This is a genomic window from Massilia luteola (assembly GCF_034420155.1).
Classification (GTDB): Bacteria; Pseudomonadota; Gammaproteobacteria; order Burkholderiales; family Burkholderiaceae_D; genus Telluria; species Telluria luteola.
Genome location: NZ_JAXOFN010000019.1, coordinates 28,942 through 54,503 on the forward strand (window position 1 = coordinate 28,942; position 25,562 = coordinate 54,503).

Annotated in this window: 26 protein-coding genes; 16 read left to right on the forward strand and 10 right to left on the reverse strand. The window is 66.7% G+C overall.

The window, feature by feature from the left end; translation table 11 throughout:
- Positions 1 to 146: 146 nt before the first annotated feature.
- The 3 genes from rph to U9J41_RS18820 are packed head-to-tail and all read right to left on the reverse strand — an operon-like array spanning position 147 to position 2,841.
- Entirely contained in the window at positions 147 to 881 is a 735-nt protein-coding gene (rph, locus tag U9J41_RS18810) for a ribonuclease PH (RefSeq protein ID WP_322403697.1), read from the reverse strand.
- Positions 882 to 912: 31 nt separating this feature from the next.
- Complete coding sequence (locus U9J41_RS18815; protein ID WP_322403698.1) at positions 913 to 1,842, reverse strand: PP2C family protein-serine/threonine phosphatase; 930 nt, start codon at positions 1,840 to 1,842, stop codon at positions 913 to 915.
- 9 nt (positions 1,843 to 1,851) lie between these two features.
- A complete protein-coding gene (locus tag U9J41_RS18820; RefSeq protein WP_322403699.1) occupies positions 1,852 to 2,841 on the reverse strand; it encodes a serine/threonine protein kinase in 990 nt (329 codons plus the stop codon).
- Positions 2,842 to 3,007: 166 nt separating this feature from the next.
- On the opposite strand from U9J41_RS18820, the gene U9J41_RS18825 reads away from it, so the two are divergent.
- From U9J41_RS18825 to U9J41_RS18840, 4 genes are all read left to right on the forward strand, one after another.
- The gene (locus tag U9J41_RS18825) at positions 3,008 to 3,895 is read left to right on the forward strand and encodes a YicC/YloC family endoribonuclease (RefSeq protein WP_322403700.1); all 888 of its coding nucleotides are present in this window, start codon (positions 3,008 to 3,010) and stop codon (positions 3,893 to 3,895) included.
- A 130-nt stretch (positions 3,896 to 4,025) separates the two neighbouring features.
- Positions 4,026 to 4,673, forward strand: coding sequence for a guanylate kinase (gmk, locus tag U9J41_RS18830; protein ID WP_322403701.1), 648 nt, complete (start codon positions 4,026 to 4,028; stop codon positions 4,671 to 4,673).
- A gap of 117 nt (positions 4,674 to 4,790) precedes the next feature.
- Entirely contained in the window at positions 4,791 to 4,994 is a 204-nt protein-coding gene (gene rpoZ / locus U9J41_RS18835; RefSeq protein WP_056443456.1) for a DNA-directed RNA polymerase subunit omega, read from the forward strand.
- A 99-nt stretch (positions 4,995 to 5,093) separates the two neighbouring features.
- Positions 5,094 to 7,343 carry a RelA/SpoT family protein gene (locus tag U9J41_RS18840; RefSeq protein ID WP_322403702.1) on the forward strand — a complete coding sequence of 750 codons (2,250 nt, stop codon included), beginning with the start codon at positions 5,094 to 5,096 and terminating at the stop codon, positions 7,341 to 7,343.
- Between the two features lie 54 nt (positions 7,344 to 7,397).
- Here the strand turns inward: U9J41_RS18840 and U9J41_RS18845 are convergent, their stop codons facing one another.
- The 7 genes from U9J41_RS18845 to greB form a co-directional block, all read right to left on the reverse strand.
- The gene (locus U9J41_RS18845) at positions 7,398 to 8,165 is read right to left on the reverse strand and encodes a hypothetical protein (protein ID WP_322403703.1); all 768 of its coding nucleotides are present in this window, start codon (positions 8,163 to 8,165) and stop codon (positions 7,398 to 7,400) included.
- Between the two features lie 7 nt (positions 8,166 to 8,172).
- Entirely contained in the window at positions 8,173 to 8,529 is a 357-nt protein-coding gene (locus U9J41_RS18850) for a hypothetical protein (protein WP_322403704.1), read from the reverse strand.
- Positions 8,516 to 10,378, reverse strand: coding sequence for a carbamoyltransferase family protein (locus U9J41_RS18855; protein WP_322403705.1), 1,863 nt, complete (start codon positions 10,376 to 10,378; stop codon positions 8,516 to 8,518). Before U9J41_RS18855 ends, U9J41_RS18850 begins: the two co-directional genes overlap by 14 nt.
- A gap of 9 nt (positions 10,379 to 10,387) precedes the next feature.
- Entirely contained in the window at positions 10,388 to 11,404 is a 1,017-nt protein-coding gene (locus U9J41_RS18860) for an SGNH/GDSL hydrolase family protein (RefSeq protein ID WP_322403706.1), read from the reverse strand.
- A gap of 57 nt (positions 11,405 to 11,461) precedes the next feature.
- Positions 11,462 to 11,746 (reverse strand): hypothetical protein, encoded by a 285-nt coding sequence (locus U9J41_RS18865; protein ID WP_322403707.1) that lies wholly within the window; start codon positions 11,744 to 11,746, stop codon positions 11,462 to 11,464.
- A gap of 129 nt (positions 11,747 to 11,875) precedes the next feature.
- A complete protein-coding gene (locus tag U9J41_RS18870) occupies positions 11,876 to 12,484 on the reverse strand; it encodes a biliverdin-producing heme oxygenase (RefSeq protein ID WP_322403708.1) in 609 nt (202 codons plus the stop codon).
- A gap of 74 nt (positions 12,485 to 12,558) precedes the next feature.
- The gene (gene greB, locus U9J41_RS18875) at positions 12,559 to 13,128 is read right to left on the reverse strand and encodes a transcription elongation factor GreB (RefSeq protein WP_322403709.1); all 570 of its coding nucleotides are present in this window, start codon (positions 13,126 to 13,128) and stop codon (positions 12,559 to 12,561) included.
- Between the two features lie 80 nt (positions 13,129 to 13,208).
- Here greB and U9J41_RS18880 point away from each other — a divergent pair, with 80 nt between their 5' ends.
- The 12 genes from U9J41_RS18880 to U9J41_RS18935 all read left to right on the forward strand — a co-directional run bounded on the left by U9J41_RS18880 (position 13,209) and on the right by U9J41_RS18935 (position 25,513).
- Entirely contained in the window at positions 13,209 to 13,805 is a 597-nt protein-coding gene (locus U9J41_RS18880; RefSeq protein ID WP_322403710.1) for a hypothetical protein, read from the forward strand.
- An 18-nt stretch (positions 13,806 to 13,823) separates the two neighbouring features.
- Complete coding sequence (locus tag U9J41_RS18885) at positions 13,824 to 14,948, forward strand: sensor histidine kinase (protein ID WP_322403711.1); 1,125 nt, start codon at positions 13,824 to 13,826, stop codon at positions 14,946 to 14,948.
- A complete protein-coding gene (locus tag U9J41_RS18890) occupies positions 14,945 to 15,592 on the forward strand; it encodes a response regulator transcription factor (RefSeq protein WP_322403712.1) in 648 nt (215 codons plus the stop codon). The genes U9J41_RS18885 and U9J41_RS18890 overlap by 4 nt, the downstream gene beginning before the upstream one ends.
- A 194-nt stretch (positions 15,593 to 15,786) precedes the next feature.
- Positions 15,787 to 17,358 (forward strand): sensor domain-containing diguanylate cyclase, encoded by a 1,572-nt coding sequence (locus tag U9J41_RS18895; protein ID WP_322403713.1) that lies wholly within the window; start codon positions 15,787 to 15,789, stop codon positions 17,356 to 17,358.
- Positions 17,359 to 17,687: 329 nt separating this feature from the next.
- Positions 17,688 to 19,145 (forward strand): flagellin N-terminal helical domain-containing protein, encoded by a 1,458-nt coding sequence (locus U9J41_RS18900; protein ID WP_322403714.1) that lies wholly within the window; start codon positions 17,688 to 17,690, stop codon positions 19,143 to 19,145.
- A gap of 88 nt (positions 19,146 to 19,233) precedes the next feature.
- The gene (locus U9J41_RS18905) at positions 19,234 to 19,596 is read left to right on the forward strand and encodes a flagellar protein FlaG (protein WP_322403715.1); all 363 of its coding nucleotides are present in this window, start codon (positions 19,234 to 19,236) and stop codon (positions 19,594 to 19,596) included.
- A gap of 188 nt (positions 19,597 to 19,784) precedes the next feature.
- A complete protein-coding gene (fliD, locus tag U9J41_RS18910; RefSeq protein ID WP_322403716.1) occupies positions 19,785 to 22,430 on the forward strand; it encodes a flagellar filament capping protein FliD in 2,646 nt (881 codons plus the stop codon).
- A 22-nt stretch (positions 22,431 to 22,452) separates the two neighbouring features.
- Positions 22,453 to 22,908: a flagellar export chaperone FliS gene (fliS, locus tag U9J41_RS18915; protein WP_322403717.1), complete on the forward strand. Its 456-nt coding sequence runs from the start codon at positions 22,453 to 22,455 to the stop codon at positions 22,906 to 22,908.
- A gap of 15 nt (positions 22,909 to 22,923) precedes the next feature.
- The gene (locus U9J41_RS18920) at positions 22,924 to 23,247 is read left to right on the forward strand and encodes a flagellar protein FliT (protein ID WP_056443499.1); all 324 of its coding nucleotides are present in this window, start codon (positions 22,924 to 22,926) and stop codon (positions 23,245 to 23,247) included.
- A gap of 29 nt (positions 23,248 to 23,276) precedes the next feature.
- Positions 23,277 to 24,404, forward strand: a complete 1,128-nt coding sequence (gene fliK, locus U9J41_RS18925) for a flagellar hook-length control protein FliK (RefSeq protein WP_322403718.1) — start codon at positions 23,277 to 23,279, stop codon at positions 24,402 to 24,404.
- Entirely contained in the window at positions 24,391 to 24,771 is a 381-nt protein-coding gene (locus U9J41_RS18930; RefSeq protein WP_322403719.1) for an EscU/YscU/HrcU family type III secretion system export apparatus switch protein, read from the forward strand. The genes fliK and U9J41_RS18930 overlap by 14 nt, the downstream gene beginning before the upstream one ends.
- On the forward strand, positions 24,755 to 25,513 hold the full coding sequence (locus tag U9J41_RS18935; protein ID WP_322403720.1) for a flagellar brake protein: 759 nt from the start codon (positions 24,755 to 24,757) through the stop codon (positions 25,511 to 25,513). Before U9J41_RS18930 ends, U9J41_RS18935 begins: the two co-directional genes overlap by 17 nt.
- The last annotated feature ends 49 nt before the right edge of the window (positions 25,514 to 25,562 follow it).

Consider the following 25,562-nt stretch of genomic DNA (forward strand, 5'->3'; position numbering starts at 1 on the left):
ACGTCATCCCCGCGCAGGCGGGGACCCAAGTTTGCCGGCAGCGGTAGGGTGGGCACACCGTGCCCACGCGGACGTTTGCGGCATGCCGGCGTCACGCGTGGGCACGTGATTGATGCCCCCGGCATCAATCACCCCACCCTACTCGATCAAGCACTCAGGCCGAGCGCCTGCTTCTGCAAGGTCACCAACTCGCGAATCCCCTGCTCCGCCAGGTCGAGCAACCGGTTCATGCCCGCCCGGTCGAAGGCCTCGCCTTCGGCCGTGCCCTGCACCTCGACGAAGTGGCCGGCATCCGTCATCACGACGTTCATGTCCGTGTCGCAGCCGGAATCCTCGATGTAGTCCAGGTCCAGCACGGGCACGCCCGCCACCACGCCCACCGAGATCGCGGCCACGAAGTGCTTCACCGGCACGGCCGGGATCAGGCCCGCGCCCACCAGGCGCGAAAACGCGTCATGCGCCGCCACCATCGCACCGGTGATCGAGGCCGTGCGCGTGCCGCCGTCGGCCTGGATCACGTCGCAGTCCAGGTGCAGGGTGCGTTCGCCGAACGCTTCCAGGTCGAACGCGGCGCGCAGCGAGCGGCCGATCAGGCGCTGGATTTCCTGCGTGCGGCCGGACTGCTTCCCGCGCGCCGCCTCGCGGTCCATGCGCGTGTGCGTGGAGCGCGGCAGCATGCCGTATTCCGCCGTCAGCCAGCCCTGCCCCTTCCCCTTTAAAAAGCCCGGCACTTTTTCTTCGATGCTGGCGGTGCAGATCACCTTCGTGTCGCCGCACTCGATCAGCACGGAACCTTCGGCGTGCTTCGTGTACTGGCGGGTGATGCGGATGGCGCGCAGCTGGTCGACGGCACGGCCGCCGGGGCGGAGGGTTTCGGTCATGGATGTCCTTCGTGTGAGTGGTTGTTCGGGTTTATTTCAGTATCTGCGACGACTTCTCGATCGCGTCGCGGATCTCGGCGATCGCCTTCTCGATGTCGTCCTCGTCGAACGGATCGTCGGGGCCGGGCGCGGCGGCCGGGGAATCGATGCGGCTCGTGACTTCGCCCTCGGGCAGCATCTGCGTGGAGACGACGCCCGGGTCGGCGGCAAGGGCCGGCGTGCCCGCGCCCTGCCACTGGATGGCGAGGGCCGTCGTGTTGTCGCCGCGGCTGCCGGCGATGGTGGTGGCCATCGCGACCATCTCCGGCACGGCCTGCACGACGCCGTGCGCGGACAGGCGGTGCGCGATCTCGGTGTCGGGCAGGACCGACCACAGGCCGTCGGAGCACAGCAGCAGGATGTCGCCCGGCTCCAGGCTCGCGCCGCGCGTCAGCTCGACCTTCGGCGGCGTCGACGCGCCCAGGCAGTTGTACAGCTTGTTGCGGTCCGGGTGCGTGGCGCGCTCGCTCGCGTCGGCCTGCCCTTTCGCGATCAGGTACTCGATGTGCGAATGGTCGCGCGTGCGTCCGAGGACCTGCCCGCGGCGCAGCCAGTACAGGCGCGAATCGCCGCAATGGGCCCACACGGCGCTGTTGTGCTGCACCAGGCAGGCGACGATCGTCGTGCGCGGGGAGTCCGGCATGGCGTGCTCGCGGGTGTAGCGCAGGATGTCGTCGTGGGCCTGCCGCAGGGCCTCCTCGAGGAAGCGTTCGGGCTTGCGCACGTACGGCGTCGCCTGCGCCTTGAAGCGCGCGGCGATGCTTTGCAGGGCGATCGTGGCCGCGACCTCGCCGCGCAGATGGCCGCCCATGCCGTCCGCCAGCACGAGCAGCAGCGCTTCGCGCGTGTACAGATAGCCCATGCGGTCCTGGTTGAGTTTGCGGCCGCCGATGTGGCTTTGCTGGTAGACGGAGAATTGCATGTCGGTTCCTCAGTTACGTCCGCCGCGGCCGAAGCCGATGCGTCCCACGAGGCCGCGCCAGCCGGATTCCGGGGCGGCCTCCGTCGCCGCCTGCTGCGGTCCGGTGCGCGCCGCGGGGAGCCCGGCCTGCAGCGCCTTCTGCACCGCGAACACGCTCTGCGGCCGCGCCAGCGGATCGAGCGCGAGGCAGGCGTTCACCATCGCCACCAGGCCCGGCGTGTACGCGCCTTCGAGCCGCGCGACCTGGTCGACCATCGTGTCGGCCACGCGGCGCTGGTCGGCCGGCTGCGGCGGCGCGCCCGCCATGCAGGCGAACATGGCCGCGCCGATGCTGTAGATGTCCGTCCATGGCCCGAGCGCGGCGCCTTTCGCATACAGCTCGGGCGCGGCGAAGCCGGGCGTGTACATCGGCGCCAGGGTGGGCGAATCGGTATGGATGGTCTGGCGCGCCGCGCCGAAGTCGAGCAGCAGGGGCGAGCCGTCGGCGCGCAGGTAGATGTTGGCCGGCTTCAGGTCCAGGTGCAGCAGCTTGTTGGCGTGGACCTCGCGCAGCCCGGCGCAGACGCCGTTGAAGACCTGCCGGATGAAGGGTTCGCTGGCGCGGCTGCCCTTGGCAACGAGACGCGCGGCATATTCCTGCAGCGAGTGGCCGGATTCGTAGGCCATCACCATGTAGACCGTGTCGTTGGCACGGAAAAAATTTAACACACGCACGACGTTCGGATGGACGATGCGCGCCAGCGCCCGCCCTTCCTCGAAAAAGCATTTCAGGCCGATGCGGAAGATGGGCAGATTGGTCTTGGCGATCACGGGCGCGAGCGCGCCCGGCGGGCGCAGCGCCAGGGCGCTGGGCAGGTATTCCTTGACGGCGACGGCGTTGCCGTCGCCGTCATATGCCAGATAAACAATACTGAACCCGCCGGACGCAATTTTCTTTACAATGCGATATCCGCCAATTTCCAGGCCATCGGGCAAGGGAGCATTATTCTGGGCAGCCATTTGGGAAAGTATTCCTTGCTAAACACGGGGATTGTGTGGATAAATCACCGCTTTGTAAAGAATAAGGGAATCTCGCAAAACCACAGCGCGCGGCGCCACCCGCACCGCGCCGCCGGGTGGGTCGCGCAGATTCCGGAAATCGGGGACTCCATTGAGCATTTCTAGCATGACAGGTTATGCGGTCGCCACAAGCGAAGGCGCTGCCGGCACGCTGACGATCGAGATCAAGAGCGTCAATTCGCGCTTCCTCGACCTGCAGTTCCGCATCAACGACGATTTGCGCGCGCTTGAACCGGACCTGCGCTCCGCCATCATGGCAGCCATCACGCGCGGCAAGGTCGAGGTCCGACTGTCGTTCGGCCGCAAGGCCACGACAGGCTCGCAAGCCCTCAACCACACGCTGCTGGCCGACCTCGCCCGGCTGCAGACCGAGGTCACGCGCCACTTCGTATCCGCGCCCCTGATGACGGTGGCCGAACTGCTGCGCTGGCCGGGCGTGATCGAGGAAGCGCAGATCGGCCAGGAATCGCTGCAGGCCGACGTCGCCGCCCTCGCCGCGAAAACGATTGCCGCCTTCGTCGACAGCCGCAAGCGCGAAGGCGCGGCGCTGGAAACGATGCTGGTCGCGCGCATCGAGGCGATGGAAGCCATCGTCAAGCGCATCACGCCGCTGATCCCGCAGGTCATCGCCCAGTTCCAGCAAAAGGCCATCGAGCGCATGCAGGACGCGCTGGGCCTCGCCGGCCACGGCAATCCGCAAGTCCTCACGCGCCAGGAAGTATTCGAACGGATCCGCCAGGAAGTCACGCTGTACGGTATCCGCATCGACGTCTCGGAAGAATTGTCGCGCCTGACGGCCCACCTGACCGAGACCCGCCACATCCTCAAAAAAGGCGGCCAGGTCGGCAAGCGCCTCGACTTCATGATGCAGGAACTGAACCGCGAGGCGAATACGCTGGGCGCCAAGGCTTCCGTCAAGGAGCTGGCGGATGCGTCGATGGAGCTCAAGCTGCTCATTGAACAGATGCGCGAGCAGGTACAGAATCTCGAGTAATCGCGGGCACGCCGCTGGGCGCGCATGCGTCACGCGTGGGCAGTGTTTCGGGCATCTAGTCCGAAACACTGCCCACGCGGATTTAGAATCACCGATACATCAAGAGTCACACGTAATAAAGGAACCCACCATGCTCACCTCCGCTTTCTCAGGCAGCCTGTTCGTCGTCGCCGCTCCGTCCGGCGCCGGCAAGTCGACCCTGGTCAATGCGCTGCTGGCGCTGGAACCGGGTATCAAGCTGTCGATCTCGACCACGACGCGCCCGCCGCGCCCGGGCGAGGAGGACGGCCGCGAATACCACTTCACCAGCGCCGAGGATTTCGTCGCCCGCGCCGACCGCGGCGAATTCCTGGAATGGGCCGAAGTGCATGGAAATTACTACGGCACGAGCCGCCTGACCGTGGAACAGGAAATGAAGACGGGCATCGACATCCTGCTGGAAATCGACTGGCAGGGCGCGCGCCAGGTGAAGAAGCAGTTCCCGGATGCGGCCGGCATCTTCATCCTGCCGCCGTCGATCGCGGCGCTGGAAGAGCGCCTGCACAAGCGCGGCACCGACGAGCCGCACATCATCACGCGGCGCCTGCTGGCCGCAGGGGGCGAGATCGCTCACGCTCCCGAGTTCGAGTATGCTATCATCAACGAAGAATTCAACGTTGCCCTGTCCGAGCTGCAGGCGATTGTCAGGGCGACACGTTCGCGCTTCGCCCAACAGGCAGCCCGCAACGCCTCGCTGTTTGCCCAACTGGGAATCCACGCGCTGCTACCGCAAACTTGACCATTGGTGGGCACGGGGTGTCCACCCTACTGCGATTCGTAGGGTGGGCGCCCCGTGCCCACGTGCCGTTTGCGTGACAGAATTATCACTGAAACAATTTCATTTGTTGGAGTTACCATGGCCCGCATCACCATCGAAGACTGCCTGAAAAACATCCCGAACCGTTTCCAGCTGACCCTGGCCGCGACCTACCGCGCGCGCCAGCTGCTGCAAGGCCACACCCCGAAAGTCGAAGCCAAGGACAAGCCGACCGTCGTCGCGCTGCGTGAAATCGCTGCCGGCAAGGTCGGCCTGGAAATGCTGAAAAAAGTCCCGATGTAAGCCGGACGGTGCCTGAGCTTATATGAGCCGACGGTGGTCCATGAATCAGCCCGTGATTCTGTTATGCTGTTTCCATACTGCGGCTGATTGTCTTTTCGTATGAACCTGTCCTCACCGGATTCCGTCCACTCGGGCACCAACACCACCAAGGCGAGCCGGCCCGGCCGGCCCGCCAACAAACCGCAGGAAACCGAACCGGTCCCCGCGCCCGGCGTCGCGTCGATTACCCATCTGGCCACCAAGCTGGCCGAATACCTCACTCCCGTCGAACTCAAGCGCGTCAAGGAAGCGTACCGCTTCTCGGACGAGATGCACCTCGGCCAGGTCCGCAAATCGGGCGAGCCCTATATCTCGCACCCGATCGCCGTCGCCGAAATCTGCGCCGACTGGAAGCTGGACGCCCAGGCCATCATGGCCGCGCTGCTGCACGACGTGATCGAGGACCAGGACGTCAAGAAGGAAGAGCTGCTGGAACGCTTCGGCCCGCAGGTCGCCGACCTCGTCGACGGCCTGTCGAAGCTGGAGAAAATCGAATTCCAGAGCGTCGTCGAGGCGCAGGCGGAAAACTTCCGCAAGATGCTGCTGGCGATGGCATCGGACGTGCGCGTCATCCTCATCAAGCTCGCCGACCGCCTGCACAATATGCGCACGCTCGGCGTGATGGTCCCGGCCAAGAAGCGCCGCATCGCGAGCGAGACGATGGAAGTCTACGTGCCGATCGCGCATCGCCTCGGCCTGAACGACATCTACCGCGAGCTGCAGGACCTGTCGTTCTCGCACCTGTATCCGCTGCGCTACCGCACGCTGTCGAAGGCGATCAAGTCGGCGCGCGGCAACCGCCGCGAAGTGGTCAAGAAGATCCTCGACGCGGTCAAGAACCAGCTGGCCACAGCGGGCCTGCCGGCCGAAGTCTACGGCCGCGAGAAGACCCTGTACGGCATCTACAAAAAGATGCGCAGCAAGCACCTGTCGTTCTCGCAGGTGCTGGACGTGTACGGCTTCCGCGTCGTCGTCGACACCGTCCCGAACTGCTACGTGGCGCTCGGCTCCCTGCATGCGCTGTACAAGCCCATGCCCGGCAAGTTCAAGGACTACATCGCGATCCGCAAGATCAACGGCTACCAGTCGCTGCACACCACCCTGATCGGCCCGTACGGCACCCCCGTCGAATTCCAGATTCGCACGCAGGAGATGCACCGCACGGCGGAATCCGGCGTGGCCGCGCACTGGCTGTACAAGACCGGCGACCAGAACATGACCGACCTGCAGCAGCGCACGCACGCGTGGCTGCAGTCGCTGCTCGACATCCAGCAGCAGACGGGCGATTCCGCCGAATTCCTCGAGCACGTGAAGGTCGACCTGTTCCCGGACTCCGTCTACGTGTTCACGCCGAAGTCGAAGATCATCGCCCTGCCGCGCGGGGCCACGCCGCTCGACTTCGCCTACAGCATCCACACCGGCATCGGCGACCACACGGTGTCCGTCAAGATCAACCACGAACCCGCGTCGCTGCGCACGGAACTGCGCAACGGCGACATCGTCGAGATCGAGACCGACCCCGATTCGCGCCCCAGCCCGACGTGGCTGTCGTTTGTCCGCACGGGCAAGGCGCGCTCGGCGATCCGCCACCACCTGCGCACCATCAACCTGAACGAATCCGTCGAACTCGGCCAGGAACTGCTGCGCCAGGCGCTGGCCCAGCTGAGCATCAAGGCCGAGCTGGCGCCGTCGACCGTCGACCGGCTGCTGGCCGAATCGTCCGCGAAGTCGATGGACGAGGTGTACGCCGACATCGGCATCGGCAAGCGCATGCCCGCCCTCGTGGCACGCCACATCGTGAGCCTGCTGGGCGGCGACGTCACCACCGTGCCGGCCCAGCCGAGCAACGGCAGCGAACTGGACCCTGTCACGATCTACGGCAGCGAAGGCGTCGCGGTCCAGCTGGCACCGTGCTGCCTGCCGATCCCGGGCGACCACATCATCGGCCAGCTGCGCCGCGACCAGGGCCTCGTCGTGCACACGGCCGACTGCTCGCAAGCGAACCGCCTGCGCCTGAAGGAACCGGACCGCTGGATTCCGGCCCAGTGGGGCACCGAACTGAACCGCCGCTTCGACTGCCGCATCCGCCTCTTGATCAACAACGAAAAGGGCATCCTGGCCCGCGTCGCCGCCGAGATCGGCGAGTCCGATGCCAACATCACGTATGTCGGCATGGACGAGGACGACGAACACATGATGACCCAGCTGCGCTTCACGATCCAGATCAAGGATCGCGTGCACCTGGCGCATCTGATCCGGAACCTGCGGCGGGTGGCCGGCGTCAATCGCGTGGAGCGCGAGCGCGCGTGACGCGTCCGCGGCGGCGTCTTAGTCTTAGCCTTAGCCTTAGCCTTAGCCTTAGCCTTACAACGCCAGCGTACACCGGAACCCGACGTACGCCCGCCGCGCCCGCGGCCGCTCATCGACGACGGTAAACACACCCGCTCCTTCCTGCGACGACCAGCTGCCGCCCCGCGCCAGCGCCCTGCCCCACCAGCTGCGCCCGGCCCGCGGCCACCACCCCAGGCCCTGCTGCATCGGCACACCAGGTGGCGTCGCCAGGGTGGGCGAATCGGGCGCGAAACCGTGCGCGACGATGCCGTCCGCGTCGCCCTGGACATCGTCGAAGACCCAGCTGAACGCATTGCCCGCAAAGTCATGGATGCGTTCGCCGTTCGACAACACATGCCAGCGCCGCTCGCGCGGATCGGGCGATGTTGCGCAGGCCGGCTGGGGCGCGTCGAACCGGCCCAGGTGCAATCCCTGGAACAGCCGGCCCGCACCGACGGCGCCGCCGCTCCAGTTCGCCGCCTGGGCCGCGAGATCGTGCGCGATGGCCAGTGCCTGCGATTCGGTCAGCAGCCCGGCCCCGGCCCGCGTGCACGCCTGGCGCGCGGCGTGGTAGCCGATGCGCACCCACGGCGGCGCCGTCGCGCTCAGCAGGAGCTGCCCGTCCGGTCCGCGCGCCGCCAGCCAGCGCGCCACCGCGAACGCCGGCACGGTGACGCCGCCCGGCAGCGTGGTCGCCGGCACGACGACGAAGCCGGCCGGAAGCAGCGCGGCCGGGAGTGGCCCGGCCGGCCACATGCGCGCGGCCGTCACGACAGCCATGTCCGCATCGGGATTGCCCATGCGTTGCCTAGAACATCGGGTAGACATAGGGCGACAGCGCCGCGCGCGGCCACGCCGCCACGTGCAGTTCGTGCAGCGCCCGCGCCGCCTCGGCCGCGCGCGGCGCGAGCGCCGCCAGTTCGGGATGCCCGTGTGCGCGCCAGTGCGCGGCGAGGCACGCGCCGAACTCCTCGGCATCCAGGCACGACGGCGCCAGGAAATCGCCGAGGCCCATTGTCGTGCGCGTGCGCTGCGTGTAATAGCTGGCCAGGCGCGGGTTCGGGCCCAGCGGGAACGGCACCTGGCCGAGCACGCAGCCGGCGGTCAGCGCGTCGAACAGCGGCGCCGCAATCTCGCGCGCGGCCGCGTCGTCAATCGAGCTCATAGGTCTTCCTCCAGTCTTCGCCGTCCGCCAGCGGCGGCTGTTCGCGGCGCCACAACACGATGTCTTCCAGCACCAGCAGGTCCATCTCCGTGCGCATGAAGCAGCGGTAGGCATCCTGCGGACTGCACACGATCGGCTCGCCGCGCACGTTGAACGACGTGTTCACGAGCAGCGGGCAGCCGGTCAGCCTTTCGAACGCTTCGAGCAGCGCACGGAATTCCGGATGGCCGTCGCGATCCACCGTCTGGATCCGCGCCGAGTAGTCGACGTGCGTGACGGCCGGGACGTCGCTGCGGGGCTGGTTGATGACGGCCATCATGTCGTCGTCGCCGGCCTCGAACGCCCCCGTATCGATCGGCAGCCGCCGCATGTCGTTCACCGGCGCCACCATCAGCATGTAGGGACTGTCGCCGTCAAGATCGAAGTATTCGGCGCAGCGCTCGCGCAGCACGGCCGGTGCGAACGGGCGGAACGATTCGCGGAACTTGATCTTGAGGTTCATGGTGGCCTGCGTGCGCGGGTTGCGCGGATCACCGAGGATCGAGCGCGCACCCAGCGCGCGCGGCCCGAACTCCATTCGTCCCGACAGCCAGCCGACGATCTTGCCGGCCGCGAGCTGCTCGGCCACGAGGGCCAGGCGCTCGGCGCGCTCGGGCATGCGCCGGTACGGATAGCCCTTGCGGTCGAGGAAGGCGAGGATCTCCTCGCTCGAATAACGCGGCCCCAGATAGCTGCCGCGCTGGGCGTCGCCGGCGCCGGGCGCGCGCCGGCGCGGGGCCTCGAACGCCATGTGATGCGCCAGCAGGGCCGCGCCGAGCGCGCCGCCCGCGTCCCCGGCGGCCGGCTGGATCCAGATGCCGTCGAAGATGCCGGCCGCGGCCAGCTTGCCGTTGGCGACGCAGTTCAACGCCACGCCGCCGGCCAGCACGAGCCGGCTTTCTCCGCTCAGGCGGCGCAGGTGGCGCGCCGTCTTGAGCACGATCTCCTCGGTCACCTGCTGGATGCTGGCCGCGAGGTCCATCTCGCGCCGCGTGATGGGCGTTTCGGGCTGGCGCGCCGGGCCGTCGAACAGGTCGGCGAAGCGCGGGTCCGGCATCGCCAGCCCGTCCAGCCAGCCGAAGAACGCCATATCCAGCCGGTACGAACCATCGGGACGGACGTCGATCAGGTGCTCGCGGATCCGCCCGGCGTAACGCGGCCGGCCATACGGCGCGAGGCCCATCAGCTTGTACTCGCCGGAATTGACCTTGAAGCCGCAGAAGCTCGTGACGGCGCTGTACAGCAGGCCCAGCGAATGCGGATAGTCGATCTCGGCGAACAGCTCGAGCGTGCGGCCGTGGCCGACGCCGAGCGTGGTCGTGGCCCATTCGCCGACGCCGTCGATGGTCAGCACGGCGGCGCTGTCGAACGGCGACGGGTAGAAGGCGCTGGCCGCATGCGCCATGTGGTGCTCGGCGAACAGCACGCGGCCGGCGCGGCCCAGCGTGCCGAGCGTCTGCCGTACGTGCTCGTTCACCCAGATCTTATCGCCCAGCACGGCCCCCGCCGCCTGCGCGAACAGGGCGCGCGCGCCGGCCGCATCGCCGCGGACGGCGCCGGCGCAGGCGTTCTGCACGACGCGGTCGAACGTCAGCACCGGATTGTCGTAGAAGACGATCGCATCGAGGTCGGCGGCGTCGACGAAGCCTTCCTCGAGACAGTAATTGATGGCGTTGGCGGGAAACGATGGATCGTGCTTGCGGCGCGTGAAGCGCTCCTCTTGCGCGGCCGCGACGATCGCGCCGCTCCGCACCAGCGCCGCCGCCGCGTCATGGTAATAGCCGGCGATGCCCAGGATGGTCTTGGCCATGGCGCCTCCTCAGCTCGCGCGGGCCAGTTGCGCGCCCAGCAGCGCGGCGACGACGGGTTCGAGCGAGCGCGCGAGGGCGTCGTGGCCGGCCGGCGTGAAATGGATGTCTGTTTCCCAGCGCAGCCGGCGCCGCGCCGCGGGCGCGATGCGCAGCAGGTCGGGCAGCGGATCGTGCAGGCGGCAGCCGAGTTCGGCGGCCAGTTCGGCAAAGCGGGCCTGGTACGGCGCGGCATCGCAGGTCTCGTCGAGATGCTGCGGCAACGGCAGCGGCATCAGCACCACGGGCCGGTCGAGCGCGCGGATCCATTGCGCCAGGATCGCGCGCATCAGGCGCCAGGCGGGATTGGCGGGCGAATCGTAATGCGGCAGCGGCTGGTACTGGGTCAGGTGCTGGACCATGTCGCGCATGCCCAGCCTCGTGATCATCTTGCGCAGCAGGAGGAAGCGCCCGCCCTGGTCCACAGCCGCGGCCTGGGCGGCATCCAGTTCGTGGTCATCGTACGGTGCGCGCCGCGGCGGCACGTGGCACAGCCGCAAGGCGTCGTTCTCCAGCCGGAAGTACGGCTTGGCGTAGATACGCTCGATGCCATGTTCGTCGCGGTGCGGACGGAACTGCGCGGCGACGCGCCGGATGTTTTCGACGAAGACCGTGATCACGACGAGGTCGTGCTCGATGTCGCGGGCGAATTCGCGCCAGATGAGGTATTGCTGGTCGGTCCCGGTCGACGACAGGCCGAAATTGTAGAACTCGACGGGCGGCGTGCCGGCATCGGGCAGCCGCGTCTCCAGCAGGTCCGTATAGCGCTGGCGGTTGGGCACGGCGTCGCCGGCCGTGAACGAATCGCCGAATACGAGTACCCGCCGATGCCCGGGCGGGCGTGCCCGCACGAAGGGCCGGTCGGCGCGGAAGCCCTGTTCGTTGACCTGCATGAGATATCCCCCGCCTTCATGCGGAATCCGCACCCGCAGGCGGGGGATGTAGCGATAGCCGACGACAGGGTGGTATTCGTATAATTGCCTCATCATTTCCTCGTGTGGTCTTTTCGGACGAAATGATGATGCGTTATTTGATTGCGAGGATTTTTATGCAAACTCAAATTGTCGATACCGAATGAAATAACCGATTCGTTTCCTCTCATATATTATTTTTGGAAAATATTTAAACGCAGAAACGAAATGCGCCGCATTGCGTTTCATTGGCGCCGCACAAAATCGGCGCTGGCCGGATCCATCATATTTATTCGGTCGCTCGCAGCGCAGGGCCGCTCTGCGCCGGGCCGCAGCAGTGCGCAGCGGATAGTGCGACGGAATTATTGATTTGGGAAAATAGAAAAGCGGATACGCAAACTGAACAATGGGATTGAGCATGCGGCCATCGACTTTTCAGCACAATGGTTTATTGATCCGATACCTGCTGGTGTTTTTGATCGGCTACGTTCTATTTTCTATTTATGCCCGTGCCGACACCCGACACCATCGATTGCGCGCACCGTCCGCTCAGACGATTTCCGAATGCGGATCGGCACGCAATTCGAGAATGCGGTCGAATGCCGCGCACGCGCCGGCGCAGGCGTCCGCGATCTCGGCCGGCGTGCGCACCTTGGCGCGCAGCGCCTGCATGAAGGCGCGCCAGCGGGGGCCGGGGCCGCCGGCGTCGCCCTTCAGGTAGCGCAGCCGGTGCGGCGCCAGGCGTGCGCGCAGGCGTTCGTACAGCACGGCGCCGCCCAGTTGCGAGCCTTCGATCACGTAGCGCACGCCCCAGCGGTAGGCGGGGCTGGCCGCTGCCGGCCATGCATCCGCGACCAGGTACTTTTCAGCATGCACCGGTACGCCCCCTTCGGCCAGGTCGGTCTCGATCAGGCCGAGCCGCGCGTCGTCGTCGAAAGCCGGGCCGTCCGCGAAGCCCGCCAGCCACACGTGCAGCGGACCGAGCCAGGCGCGTAGCAGGGCCAGGTGGGCCGTGTAGTCGTCCAGCGAGGCGTCGGGGGCACCGATGGGCAGGCCGCTGTCGAGCGCCGCGTGGCGCCCGGCGGTGGCTGCGCGCAGGGCGGCCAGAGGATCGGCGGCGTGCGTGGCGGCGTGCGCGGCATCGGGAAAGCGGGTCATGGGATGGAAGGGGTGAAACCGGGCATCTTATCAGCGGCGGCAATGTCGCGCCGCATGGCATGCGAGCGGCACCGTCAGTCGGCGGCCGGCGCCGGATACTCGACGCTCAGGATGTCCAGTTCGTCATTGCCTTGCGGCGTGTGCAGCGCGACGGTGTCGCCTTCGCGCGCCTTGGTCAGCGCGCGCGCCACCGGCGAGACCCAGCTGATCTTGCCCTTGAGCGGATCGAGTTCGTCGATGCCAACGATGGTGACGGCATGTTCCTCGCCCGCCTTGTTGACATAGGTGACGGTGGCGCCGAAGAACACCTGATCGTTGCCGTGATGGACCGACGGGTCCACGACGAAGGCGGAATCCAGGCGCTTGGTGAGAAAGCGGATGCGCCGGTCGATCTCGCGCAGGCGTCGCTTGCCGTAGATGTAGTCGCCGTTTTCCGAGCGGTCGCCGTTGGACGCGGCCCAATGCACGATCCGCACGACTTCCGGCCGGTCGACGTCGATCAGCTGCAGCAGCTCGTCCTTGATGGCCTGGTGGCCGGCCGGCGTGATGTAGTTCTTGGACCCGGCGGGAATCGCCCGGGCCAGCGCCAGGGCTTCGTCGTCATCGTCGTCGTTGTCCGACTCTTTTACAAATGCCTTGTTCATGCGTGTATTGTAGCGCCTTCGACAACACGCACGCGCATGCGGCGTGCCGGTCCCGCGCCGGTTTCCCGTATCATGGGGTCATGACACGCGCCCTTCCCCGCAGCCGGATGTTCGCGCCACTGGTGTACCTGGCGGCCGTGGTGCTGCTCGTCGAGGAATGGTGCTGGGATACCGGCATGCGCCTGACGCGCGCCCTCGCGCGCTGGCCCGCGCTGGCGGCGCTGGAGGGCCGCGTGCGCACGCTGCCGCCGTACGGTGCGCTGTGCGCGTTCGTGCTGCCGGGTCTGCTGCTGCTGCCCGTCAAGGTGCTGGCCGTCGTCGCGATTGCCCATGGCCACGCGCTGTCCGGCATCGCGACCATCGTGCTGGCCAAGATCGGCGGCGCGGCCGTGGTGGCCCGGCTGTACGTGCTGACGTTGCCGACCTTGCTCGCGGTTGGATGGTTCGCGCGCTGCCACGGCTGGTTCATGGCAGCCAGGGCCCGTTGCCTGGATTACCTGCGCACGAGCCACGCCTACCATCTGACTGGCCGCGCGCTGCGTGGACTGCGGATCGGCCTCAGGCGCGTGCTGCGCCGGCTGCGCCCACACCCGGCCGATGCGCAAGGCCGCCATGCCAGCCGCACCGTGCGCGTGCTGCGCCGCTTCGTGGTCCAGTGGCGCGCGCGCCGGCGCTAACCGACAAACGATATGAACATGAGTCCAGACATCTCGAGCCGCAGTCCCCGCGCCGCGCAAACGCAGGCGGCCCCGCCCGCGCAGTCTTCCGTCCCCGCCCCCGGCCTCGTCTACCAGTTCGTGCTGCGCGCCGACGGCACCATGGCCTACCCGTACCTGAGCGAGGGTTGCACGGCGCTGCTGGGCGTGGCGGCGGCCGAACTGCAACAGGACCCGGCATGCTTCGTGCGGCTGATCCTGCCCGACGACCGCGCAGGCTGGCGGGAAGCGATGGCGGCGTCGAAGGCGACGCTGGCCGCGTGGAACTGGGAAGGCCGCATCTGCGCCCGCGGCTGGAACGACGTCAAATGGATCAGCCTGCGCGCGACGCCGCTGCCGCTGATCGATGGCGGCGTGCGCTGGGACGGCATCATGACCAACATCACCGCGAGCAAGCTGGAGCAGGAAGAAAACCGGCGTTCGCGCGCGCGCCTGGCCGAGCTGACGGACCACATCCAGCAGGTCAAGGAACAGGAGCGGGCCCGCATCGCGCGCGAGATCCACGACGACCTGGGCGGCAACCTCACGGCGATCAAGATGGCCCTCGCCATGCTCGCCGCGCGCCTGCCCGACGATCCCGCCCTGCGCGACAAGGCCGACTACCTGGACGACCTCGTCGACCGCACGATCGAGGCCGTGCATCGCATCTCGCTGGACCTGCGTCCCGGCACGCTCGACCTGGGGCTCGTCGCCGCCCTCGAGTGGCAGGCGCGCGAATTCGAAAAGCAGATGGGCATCGCGTGCGTGTTCCGCAGCGCCGACAAGGAAATCGACCTCGATCCGGACCAGGCGGTCGCGTTGTTCCGCATCGTCCAGGAGGCGCTGACGAATATCGCCAAGCACGCCGGCGCCACGCGCGTGACGCTGAGCCTGCGCCGCCTGCGCCAGCACCTGACGCTCAGCATCTGCGATAATGGCCGCGGCATCACGCCCGCCGACCGTCTCAAGCCGCAATCGTTCGGCCTGCGCGGCATGAGCGAACGCGCCCACGCGCTGGGCGGCACGCTCGCCTTGTCGCAGGCGCCCGGAGGTGGCACGATGGTCGTCGTCAAGATCAGCCTGGCCGCCGCCGCGGCCGGACGCAGCGAATCCACCCGAGCATGACAGAAAAAGCCAGCATCCGCGTTTTTATTGCAGACGACCACGCCATCGTGCGTGAAGGCCTGAAGCAGATCCTCGCCGAACAGCGCGACATCGTCGTGGCGGGCGAAGCCGAGACCGGTCTCGATGCCGTCAAGCTGTTCCGCAAGTCGCGCTGCAATGTGCTGCTGCTCGACATCTCCCTGCCCGACCGCAACGGCATCGAAGTCCTCAAGCAGATCAAGGGCGAGAAGCCGGACCTGGCCGTGCTGATGCTGTCCATGCACCGCGAAGACCAGTACGCGATCCGCTCGCTCAAGGCGGGCGCCGCCGGCTACCTGACGAAGCAGAGCGCGCCGCGCGAGCTCGTCAACGCGATCCGCCAGGTGGCGGGCGGCCAGCGCTACGTCAGCGCGCAGCTGGCCCAGGTGCTGGCGGCCCAGCTCGGCGAAAACCACGACGCGCCCGTGCACGAAGGGCTGTCCGACCGCGAATACCAGACCCTCACCATGATCGCCTCCGGCAAGACCGTCAGCGAGATCGCGCGCGAACTCTCGCTGTCGGTGAAGACGGTCAGCGAGTACCGCTCGCGCCTGCTGGCCAAGATGAAACTCAAGACCAGTGCAGAACTCACGCATTACGCGATTCGCAATCAGCTGATCGATTAAACTGTCCAGTGGGCACGTGCCCACGCGTTACGCCAACACATCGCGAACGTTGCGCGTGGGCGGAGAGCCGCCCACCTGCCGCTGTCATTACAGTCCGTGAGATTGCGTGGTAATTGCGCGCTTGTTCAACGGTTTGATTTTTTGTCAGCGGCATACCATGGTGACAATAAGAATTCCATATTGCAACGTCCAAAATGTCCAGCTCACAACGCCCGCCGGGGGATCCCGGCCAGAATCCAGCGGAAATCGCACGCGAAGCGTTCCGCCGGCTCGCCACGCGGCGCATCGCGCCGACGCCGGACGCCTACCGCGAGATCTATAACGAGATCGCCGGCGTCGACGTCCTGCCGCCTCCGCCATCCGATCCGGGCGCGGAGAACGTACTGGCCGGCTTTGCGCACCGGCTGGCCGACACGCCGGGCGAACTGGCCGAGTTCGGCGTGCGCTTCAACCGCGCCGTCAAGCAGCGCGACTGGGACGGCTATGCACGTACGCTGTCGCAACTGGCCGAGAAACACCTGCGCCGCCATACCCACCCCGCCCTCGCGCTGGGCGCCGAGAACGGCGAAGCGAAGCTGCTGCGCGACCTGCTCAGCCGCACGCTGACGTTCGCCGTCGCGTCGCTGCTGGCGGGCACGCCGCACCTGTCCGGTGAGGCGGAATCGCTGGGCGCCGCCGTCAAGGCCGCCCACGGCGAGGATGCGCTGCAGGAAATCGCCGGGCGTCTGAAAGACCTGTGCTACCAGATCGAACTCAAGAGCGGCGATACGGCCGAGCAGCAGGAACTGCTGCTGCGCCTGTTCAAGCTGTTGCTGGAAAACGTGTCCGAACTGCTGGACGACGACAGCTGGATGCGCGGCCAGATCGCCGCCGTGCAGGACCTCATCGCCGGCCCGCTCGACCACCGCGCGCTGGAAGACGCGACGCGCAGCCTCAAGGATGTCATCTACAAGCAGGGGCAACTGAAACACGGCATCGCGGACGTCAAGGCGACCGTCAAGAACATGATGATGACGTTCATCGACCGGCTCGGTTCGGTGGCGGCGTCGACCGGCGACTTCCACGAAAAGATCGGCGGCTTTTCCGAGCGCATCCGCCACGCCGGCAACATCGAGGAACTCAACGAGGTGCTGGAAGAAGTGCTGCGCGAGACCAAGCTCGTGCAGGCCGAGGCGATGGCATCGCGCGACCGCATGGTGGCCGCGCACCAGGAAGTGCAGGAAGCCGAGGCGCGCATCAAGGATCTGGAAGCGAAGCTGCAGCATATGAGCGAGCTGGTGCGCGAAGACCAGTTGACGGGCAGCCTCAACCGCCGCGGCCTGGACGACGTGTTCGAACGCGAGAGCGCGCGGGCCGACCGCCGCGGCACGCCGCTGTGCGTGGCCCTGCTCGACCTGGACAATTTCAAGAAGCTCAACGACACCTATGGCCACCTGGTCGGCGACAACGCCCTGCGCCACCTCGTGAAGATTGTCCGCGAGACGTTGCGCTCGATGGACGTGATCGCCCGCTTCGGCGGCGAGGAATTCCTCATCCTGTTGCCGGAAACGAATGTCGAGGCGGCCTCGGCGGCGATGGTGCGCGTGCAGCGTGAATTGACCAAGCACTTCTTCCTGCATGAAAACGAAAAGATGCTGATCACGTTCTCGTGCGGCGTGGCCCTGCGCCACCCGAACGAGGACCAGGCCAGCCTGATGTCGCGCGCGGACCGGGCCATGTACCAGGCCAAGCAGACCGGCAAGAACCGGGTGGTGGTGGCCGAGTAACGGGCGCCACGCGAACGCCGCCACGCCCACGCGTCGGCGGCGTTTTTATTGTCCGGCAATGACAAGATGTTATCTGAACCTGTCCGGCACCAAAAAAAAATAAAAATTTTTTCGCCCTAAAGTTCCCGAATTCAGCGCCGCCAAGACAAGCCCGCCCCACCCGAGGACACAAAAATTTCGGCTTTTTTCGCTCTACCCCTCTAAACTTTTTCCGTAGAGCACCGTTACCAGCTTCAACAGCGGTTTGAATGTCACGGAACAGCGTGACAGACCAAAGTAAAACGAGTGGCACGTCGCCACGCCCCGTAAGACCAGTCTGGAGAGACACCATGTCGTCCGTTATCAATACCAACGTTGCATCCCTGAACGCCCAGCGTAACCTGTCCGCTTCGCAAAACTCGCTCAACACCTCGATCCAGCGCCTGTCGTCGGGCCTGCGCATCAACAGCGCAAAAGACGACGCCGCCGGCCTCGCCATCTCCGACCGCATGAATTCGCAGATCAAGGGCATGGACCAGGCAGTCCGCAACGCGAACGACGGCGTGTCGATGGCCCAGACGGCCGAAGGCGCCCTGTCGAGCTCGGGCGACATGCTGCAGCGTATCCGCGAACTGGCAGTGCAATCCTCGAACTCCTCGAACTCGTCCAGCGACCGCAAGGCACTGCAGACCGAAGTATCGCAGCTGACCTCGGAACTGAACCGCGTCGCCAGCACCACCCAGTTCAACGGCCAGAACCTGTTGGACGGCACGATGGGCACCGCGAACTTCCAGGTCGGCGCCAACGCCAACCAGCTGATCTCGATGACCGGCGCGAACTTCAATACTTCGACCTACGGCAACAACACCTCGACCAACCTCGGCTCGGTCGGCACGTCCGACCCGATCACCGGCGGCACGCTGACCATCAACGGTACGTCGGGTTCGTCCGACATCACCATCGACGCGAGCAGCAGCGCCAAGACGGCCGCCGCCGCGATCAACAACAAATCGGGCGACACCGGCGTGACCGCCAGCGCGCAAACCAACGCGATGTTCCAGGCCACCAGCGGCGGTTCGTTCACCCTGCAAGTGACCTCCGACAACAATGGCACCGGCGCTACCCCCGTCACCGTCGCGTTCCAGGTCGGCGGCAGCGGCACCACCGCAGACGATTATGCCGCCGCGATCAGCGCCTTCAACGCGCAGACCGCGAAGACCGGCGTGACCGCATCCTACGATGCCACCAACAAGGGCCTGAAACTGTCGAATGCCAACGGCAATGACATCAGCCTGACGGACAACGATGCGACGGTGCCGACCAACACGCTGTCGTCCTATGACGCTACCGGCAAGAGCGACCCGACCACCACCGGTGTTGCGATCGGTGCGACGGCCACCGTCGCCAAAGGCGCGATCACGCTGGATTCGAGCCAGGCCTTCTCGACCTCCGACGCCAGCGGGTTCTCCATTGCCGCCACGTCGGACCTGAAATCGGTCGCCAACATCGACGTCAGCACCTTCGACGGCGCCCAGCAAGCGATCAAGATCGCCGACGCCGCCCTGTCCAAGGTCGACGACCAGCGTTCGCAGCTCGGCGCACTGCAGTCGCGCTTCGATTCGACGATCTCGAACCTGCAGTCGACGAACCAGAACCTGTCGGCATCGAAGAGCCGCATCGTCGACACCGACTTCGCTTCGGAAACCGCGAACATGACCCGCGGCCAGATCCTGCAGCAGGCCGGTACGTCGATGCTGGCCCAGGCGAACTCGCTGCCGAACGGTGTCCTGTCGCTGCTGCGTGGCTAATCAGTAATGCAATAGGCCCCCGATAGCGGTGTAAAGTGATTCCTCGGCTGGAGTAATTCAGCCGGGGAATTTTTGCTAGGGAATCATCATGAACATTCAACCAGTGGGTTCGCCCGCCACTCCTCGCGTGGACGAACGCTCGACCCAGCCGGCGGCACCTGCGGCTACGGCGGGCGCGACCGGCAAGAGCAAGACCGCCGACGGGGACACGCCGTCGCACGAGGATGTGTCGGCCGCCGTCGACAAGATGAACGAGGCGATGCTGGGCTCGTCGCAGAGCCTGCAGTTTTCGATCGACGAAGACAGCAAGGACATCGTCGTCAAGGTCATCGACCAGAGCACGAAGGAAGTCGTACGGCAGATTCCTTCCAAGGAAGCGCTGCAGATCGCCAAATCGCTCGACAAGTCGATCGACAAGATGCAAGGCCTGCTGATCAATCAGACGGCCTGACCGTCCGATGTTTGCTTTTCCGTCAAGCGCGGGGCAATGCCCTGCGCTTGATGCCCCGTTTCGCCTCCCCCACCCGCGTTTTTCCCGCCCAGATGGCCGGGTACGGAAATAACGCATATTTCCCACTCTCAAGTACGGTTTGCTTCTGTCGATAATGACTTACATTATCGCTTTCACGGGAGAAACAAGTGGGAATCAGCTCACCTGGTATTGGATCCGGCCTCGACGTCAACGGTCTCGTCAGCAAGCTGATGGCGGCCGAGTCGCAGCCGCTGTCCAACTACGACATGAAGACCGGGGTGTACCAGGGCAAGCTGCAAGCGTACGGCCAGGTGAGTTCGGCCGTGACCAGCTTCCAGGGTGCGCTGACCACACTGAACTCGACCGGCACGTTCAGCGCGCTCACCGCCAAGTCCAGCAACGACGGCCTCATGAGCGCCAGCGCCAGCACCGGCGCGGTGGCGGGCAAGTACAAGATCAACGTGACCCAGCTGGCCCAGTCGCAGAGCCTGATGACGGGCGGCCAGGCCAGCACCAGCACGCAGATCGGCGACGGCAGCAAGACCACGCTGACGTTCCAGTTCGGCAATGTCAGCGGCGGCACGTTCGGCACGGCCGGCAACGCGCTGAGCGCCGCTACGGCCGCGTCCGGCATCGCGAGCGGCTCGCTGACCATCAACGGCACCGCGATCAGCACCAACGGCACGACGCGCAGCGCGCGCGACCTGGCGCAGGTGATTAATGATGAATCCGACAACACCGGGGTCAGCGCCAAGGCCGGCACGACGACCACGTCGGCCACCTTGTTCAGCGGCTTCGGCGACGTGACCGTCGCGAGCGGCGGCAGCTATGCCCTGTCGGTGGGCGGCGTCAGCCTGGCGTCGTCGGACGGCACCACGACCGTGACGGCGGCGTCGCTCGATACCGCGCTCGGCACCACCGGCGTCAAGGACGCGCTGGCGGCCGCCAACATCACCACGACCGGCACGGCCGCGGGCGGCGACCTGCAGTTCTTCGCGGCGGACGGCTCCAACATCAACGTCAAGGAAGCGGTCAGCGGCACCGTCACCGGCGGCATCGGCCTGGCGAGCACCGCCGCCAATACGGGGTCGGACACCACCGTGACGGCCGGCGTGACGCTCAGCTCGGCGGACGGCAGCCAAATCGTCGTCGGCGGCAACAGCCCGGCCGCGGCCGGACTGACCGCGGGCAGCGCCGGCAGCTACATCGGCGCCGGCTTCGTGCAGGACGGCAGCCAGGCCAGCGGCACCGTCACGCTCGATACCAAGGACCAGACCCTGCAGGGCATCCGCGACGCCATCAACAAGGCCAATATCGGCGTCACGGCCACCATCGTGTCGGACGGCAGCGACAGCCCGTACCACCTCGTCGTCACGTCGAACAAGACCGGCGCCAAGTCGTCGATGAAGATCAGCGCCGACGGCGCCGACGGCGGCCCGGTCAACGCCGGCATCGCCAGCCTGCTGGGCTACGACCCGAACGGCACCCAGGGCCTCACGCAGACGAGTGGCGCGCAGGATACCAAGCTGACCATGAACGGCATCGCCGTCACGAGCAGCAGCACGACCGTGGACGACGTCGTCCAGGGCGTCAGCATGGACCTGAACACGACGGGCAGCACGACCTTGACGGTCGCCCAGGACACGAGCACCGTATCGACCGCGATCACCGGCTTCGTGAAAGCGTACAACGACCTGAACTCGACGATTGCGAAACTGACCGCGTACGACGCCACCACCAAGACCGGCGGCGTGCTGCAGGGCGACTCGGCCGTGCGCGCCGTCCAGACCCAGCTGCGGCGCGCGCTCAGCACGTCGGTCGCGGGCCTGGACAGCAATATGACGAACCTGACCCAGGTCGGCATCACGTTCGCGCAGGACGGCAGCCTGACGGTCGATTCGACCAAGCTGAACACGGCGATCTCCAGCAACTTCAACGACATCGCCGGCCTGTTCGCGGCGGCCGGCTCGGCCAGCGACGGCGGCGTCACGTACAACAAGTCGGGCGCCGCCACCCAGCCGGGCGAATACGCCATCAACGTCTCGCACATGGCGACGCAGGGCACGCTGACGAGCGCCAATGCGCTGTCCGGCTCGACGACGATCGCATCGAACACGACCTGGACCTTCACGCTGAACCAGACCGATCCGGTCACCGACAGCAAGGTCCAGAACATCCAGATCCCGGCCGGCACGTACACGAACGACCAGCTGTCGTCGATGCTGCGCGCGGCCATCAACGGCAACAGCACGTTTTCCTCGGCCGGCGACAGCGTCGAAACATCGCTCGACGCGACCGGGCACCTGTCGATCTCGTCGAGCAAGTTCGGGACGACGTCGAACATCGCGATCGCCAGCGTCACCGGCACCCAGGTCAGCGACCTCTTCGGCGGTGCCACGCCGGCCGTCGGCACCGACGTCGAAGGCACCATCGGCGGCGTCGCGGCGACCGGCAACGGCCAGGTGCTGACTGCGGCCGATGGTTCGAAGGCCGCCGGCATCGAGCTGACGATCAAGAGCGGCGTCGCGGGCGACCGCGGCACCGTGTCGTTCTCGCAGGGCTATGCCTATGCGCTCACGAACCTGGCCACGAGCTTTACCGGCAAGGACAGCCTGCTGGCCAGCAAGACCGACGGCTTGAACGCCAGCATCAAGAGCGTGGCCGACCAGCGCGACCGGTTCAGCCAGCACCTGACCCAGGTGGAAGCGATGTACCGCGCCCAATTTACCTCGCTCGACACGATGATTTCGTCGATGCAAAGCACCCAAAGTTACCTGACCCAGCAACTGGCCGCCATCGCGGCCAACCGATAACTGGATTTATTGGAGAAACAAGATGTTTGGAACCATGAAACGCGGCGTCAACGCATACGCCAACGTGGGCCTCGAAACCGGCATCGCCTCGGCCTCGCCGCATACGCTGATCGTCATGCTGTACGACGGCGCCCTCGTCGCGCTGCTGAGCGCCAAGACGAACATCGCCGCCGGCAACATCGCCGCCAAGGGATCGGCCATCTCGAAGGCCATCTCGATCATCGACAACGGCCTGCGCGCGTCGCTCGACAAGAACGCCGGCGGCGAGATCGCCGTCAACCTCGACGCCCTGTACGACTACATGAGCCGCCGCCTGCTGCACGCGAACCTCAAGAACGACGTCACCATCATCGACGAGGTGCACCGCCTGCTGGCCGACCTGCGCGGCGCCTGGGTCGCAATCGGCGAGAAGGTCCAGCAGCAGCCGGTCCCGGCGCCCACGGCCATGCCGAAGGCCGCGACGCTGGTGAGCGCATAAACGGGGAACGCGACCATGATGACCAATTCCGAAATCGCGTCCCTGTATGAAGCCATGGTCGGCATCACCGACCAGATGCTGGCCGCCGCCACCGCGAGCGACTGGGATCGCCTGCTCCAGCTCGAGCACCAGTGCGCCGCCTGCGTGCGCCAGCTCAAGGCCAACGGCGACAGCCCGCTGGCCGGCCAGGAACGCATGCGCAAGGTGAACGCCATCCGCAAGATGCTCGACTCCGACCGCAAGATCCGCGACCTCACCCAGCCGTGGATGGCGAAGCTGCAGGCCATGATCGGCAACAAGACCGTCGAACGCCGCGTCGCGCGCGCCTACGGCATCTGAGCGGGACGATCGTCCCGCCGACCTGAACGATGCTGCCGCGCGATACCGTCTCGCTGACCCCGGTCGCGCCCACCCGCCCCACCCTGCCGGTCGGCGACCCGCGCCAGCAAGCCTTTACGCGCGCCCTCGCCGGCCTCGTCGGGCAATCCCTGGCCGCCGACGTGATGACGAAGCTGCCCGACGGCAGCTTCGTCGTACGCATCAACGACATGGCGGCGCGCATGCCGCTGCCCGCCGGCGCCGAGGTCGGCACGCAAGTGCCCCTGACCCTCGTGGCGCTCACGCCCCGTCCCACCTTCCAGCTCCAGACCGGCCAGGGCGCACCGGCCTTCGCCGAGGCCGGCCCGGCGCCGGAAGGCACCAGCCTGCAATTCGCCCCGCTCGCTTATCTGGAAGGCAAGGATGCCGCCGCACTTACGCGCACGGCCGCTCTGCTGGCCGGCGCGCGCGGCCTCGCGCAACTCCCCGGCGGCGGGTTCGATACCGCCAACGCCTCGATCAGCGCGGCCGGCAAGGCGCTGGGCGACGTCATCGCGGCCGCCCAGAAAGCGGATGCGCAGGCCAGCGCCGCCGTCGGCCGCACGCCGCTGCTGGGCGCGCCGTCAGGCGATGCGGACGCCATCGCCAAAGCGTTGCAGGATGGGCTCGCTAAAAGCGGCCTGTTCTACGAATCGCACGTGGCCGAATGGGCCGAAGGCGCCCGCCCCCGCACCGACCTGGCGGCGGAGCCGCAGGCGCGCGGCATGGCGCCGCCGACCGATCCCAATACGGCCCAGTTCATCAACCTGCAGTTGAACGCGCACGAACAGGGGCGCGTCGCCTGGCAGGGCCAGCTGTGGCCGGGACGCGACATGCACTGGGACGTCGAGCGGGATCCCGCCGGCCGCCAGGACGGCGGCGCCGGCGACGGGGCCGCCACATGGCAGAGCAACCTGCGCCTGCGCTTCGGCGCGCTGGGCGAGGTCGGCGCGCGCGTGGTGCTGTCCGGCGACCAGTTGCACATCCGCCTCGACGCGCCGGATGCCGCGACCAAGCACCTGCTGGACGCGTACCGGGCGCGCCTGGCGCAGGCGCTGGACGCGGCCGGGACGCCGCTGTCCACGCTGGCGATCCACGACGCCGCGCCGAAAGGCGAACGGGGCGATGGACAAGGATAAGGACGCGGGTACGACCGCGTGGCGCCGCCAGAGCGCCGTCGCGCTGGCCTATGGCGCCGGCGACCCGGCGCCGAAAGTCGTCGCCAAGGGGATGGGACTCGTCGCCGAGCAGATCATCGGCCGCGCGAAAGAGGCCGGCGTGTTCGTGCACGAGTCGAAAGAGCTGGTGGCGTTGCTGATGGAAGTCGATCTCGACCGCCAAATTCCACCCGCCCTGTACCGCGCCATTGCCGAACTATTGGCCTGGCTCTATTATATTGAATCCGCGCAAGTTTCCGGCCAGACACCACCGCCGGCACCGGACACGATATCGCTCCTCCCACCCCAAGAAAGCACTCCGGTTGACACAGATGCAAGCAATCACTGACGCCGAATTAGAAGCCTGGCACGACTACGAAGTCGAGTCGTCCAGGGAGATCGTGGCCCTGCTGCGCCAGATCGCCGAAAAGAACCAGCTGATCCGGATGCTGATCAAGGGCGAGGCCGACGTCTGCGTCACGTCGCTGCTGCACGTCGATCCGGACGCCGGCGCGCTCATCATCGACCGTTCCGTCAGCCCCGAGCAGAACAAGCGCATCGTGGCCGCCGGCACGGTGCGCTGCGACACGTCGCTGGACAAGATCCGCATCGTGTTCGGCCTGGACAACCTGAGCGAAGTGGAATTCGAAGGGGGCAGCGCGCTGCGCTGCGCCATCCCGGCCAGCCTGATCCGCCTGCAGCGGCGCGAGTTCTACCGCATGCCGACGCCGGTGACGAGCCCGGTGCGTGCGACGATTCCCCTGCCGGCCGAGCTGGGCGGCGACGCCACCGTGTTCCCGCTGGCCGACATCAGTTGCGGCGGCATCGCGATCTACGACAACAAGATGCAGCTCGGCACGACCATCGGCGAGACCTACGCCAACTGCCGCATCGACCTGCCGGAAATCGGCGCCGTCACCTGCTCGCTGCAGGTCCGCAATTCGATGGACATGACGCTGCTGAACAACAAGACGAGCCGCCGCCTCGGCTGCCAGTTCGTCGACATCTCGCGCGCCAACCTGGCCGCCGTGCAACGCTACATCACCAAGCTCGAACGCGAGCGCAACGCGCGCCTGTCCGGCCTGGCGTGACGGAGCGGCCTGACGTATCCTGACGGTGGGAACGCGGGGCCGCGGCCCT

Coding starts and splice junctions, on each gene's coding strand:
- rph (WP_322403697.1), bottom strand. CDS start 881: ATGACCGAAACCCTCCGCCCCGGCGGCCGTGCCGTCGACCAGCTGCGC.
- U9J41_RS18815 (WP_322403698.1), bottom strand. CDS start 1,842: ATGCAATTCTCCGTCTACCAGCAAAGCCACATCGGCGGCCGCAAACTC.
- U9J41_RS18820 (WP_322403699.1), bottom strand. CDS start 2,841: ATGGCTGCCCAGAATAATGCTCCCTTGCCCGATGGCCTGGAAATTGGC.
- U9J41_RS18825 (WP_322403700.1), top strand. CDS start 3,008: ATGACAGGTTATGCGGTCGCCACAAGCGAAGGCGCTGCCGGCACGCTG.
- gmk (WP_322403701.1), top strand. CDS start 4,026: ATGCTCACCTCCGCTTTCTCAGGCAGCCTGTTCGTCGTCGCCGCTCCG.
- rpoZ (WP_056443456.1), top strand. CDS start 4,791: ATGGCCCGCATCACCATCGAAGACTGCCTGAAAAACATCCCGAACCGT.
- U9J41_RS18840 (WP_322403702.1), top strand. CDS start 5,094: ATGAACCTGTCCTCACCGGATTCCGTCCACTCGGGCACCAACACCACC.
- U9J41_RS18845 (WP_322403703.1), bottom strand. CDS start 8,165: ATGGGCAATCCCGATGCGGACATGGCTGTCGTGACGGCCGCGCGCATG.
- U9J41_RS18850 (WP_322403704.1), bottom strand. CDS start 8,529: ATGAGCTCGATTGACGACGCGGCCGCGCGCGAGATTGCGGCGCCGCTG.
- U9J41_RS18855 (WP_322403705.1), bottom strand. CDS start 10,378: ATGGCCAAGACCATCCTGGGCATCGCCGGCTATTACCATGACGCGGCG.
- U9J41_RS18860 (WP_322403706.1), bottom strand. CDS start 11,404: ATGATGAGGCAATTATACGAATACCACCCTGTCGTCGGCTATCGCTAC.
- U9J41_RS18865 (WP_322403707.1), bottom strand. CDS start 11,746: ATGCTCAATCCCATTGTTCAGTTTGCGTATCCGCTTTTCTATTTTCCC.
- U9J41_RS18870 (WP_322403708.1), bottom strand. CDS start 12,484: ATGACCCGCTTTCCCGATGCCGCGCACGCCGCCACGCACGCCGCCGAT.
- greB (WP_322403709.1), bottom strand. CDS start 13,128: ATGAACAAGGCATTTGTAAAAGAGTCGGACAACGACGACGATGACGAC.
- U9J41_RS18880 (WP_322403710.1), top strand. CDS start 13,209: ATGACACGCGCCCTTCCCCGCAGCCGGATGTTCGCGCCACTGGTGTAC.
- U9J41_RS18885 (WP_322403711.1), top strand. CDS start 13,824: ATGAGTCCAGACATCTCGAGCCGCAGTCCCCGCGCCGCGCAAACGCAG.
- U9J41_RS18890 (WP_322403712.1), top strand. CDS start 14,945: ATGACAGAAAAAGCCAGCATCCGCGTTTTTATTGCAGACGACCACGCC.
- U9J41_RS18895 (WP_322403713.1), top strand. CDS start 15,787: ATGTCCAGCTCACAACGCCCGCCGGGGGATCCCGGCCAGAATCCAGCG.
- U9J41_RS18900 (WP_322403714.1), top strand. CDS start 17,688: ATGTCGTCCGTTATCAATACCAACGTTGCATCCCTGAACGCCCAGCGT.
- U9J41_RS18905 (WP_322403715.1), top strand. CDS start 19,234: ATGAACATTCAACCAGTGGGTTCGCCCGCCACTCCTCGCGTGGACGAA.
- fliS (WP_322403717.1), top strand. CDS start 22,453: ATGTTTGGAACCATGAAACGCGGCGTCAACGCATACGCCAACGTGGGC.
- U9J41_RS18920 (WP_056443499.1), top strand. CDS start 22,924: ATGATGACCAATTCCGAAATCGCGTCCCTGTATGAAGCCATGGTCGGC.
- fliK (WP_322403718.1), top strand. CDS start 23,277: ATGCTGCCGCGCGATACCGTCTCGCTGACCCCGGTCGCGCCCACCCGC.
- U9J41_RS18930 (WP_322403719.1), top strand. CDS start 24,391: ATGGACAAGGATAAGGACGCGGGTACGACCGCGTGGCGCCGCCAGAGC.
- U9J41_RS18935 (WP_322403720.1), top strand. CDS start 24,755: ATGCAAGCAATCACTGACGCCGAATTAGAAGCCTGGCACGACTACGAA.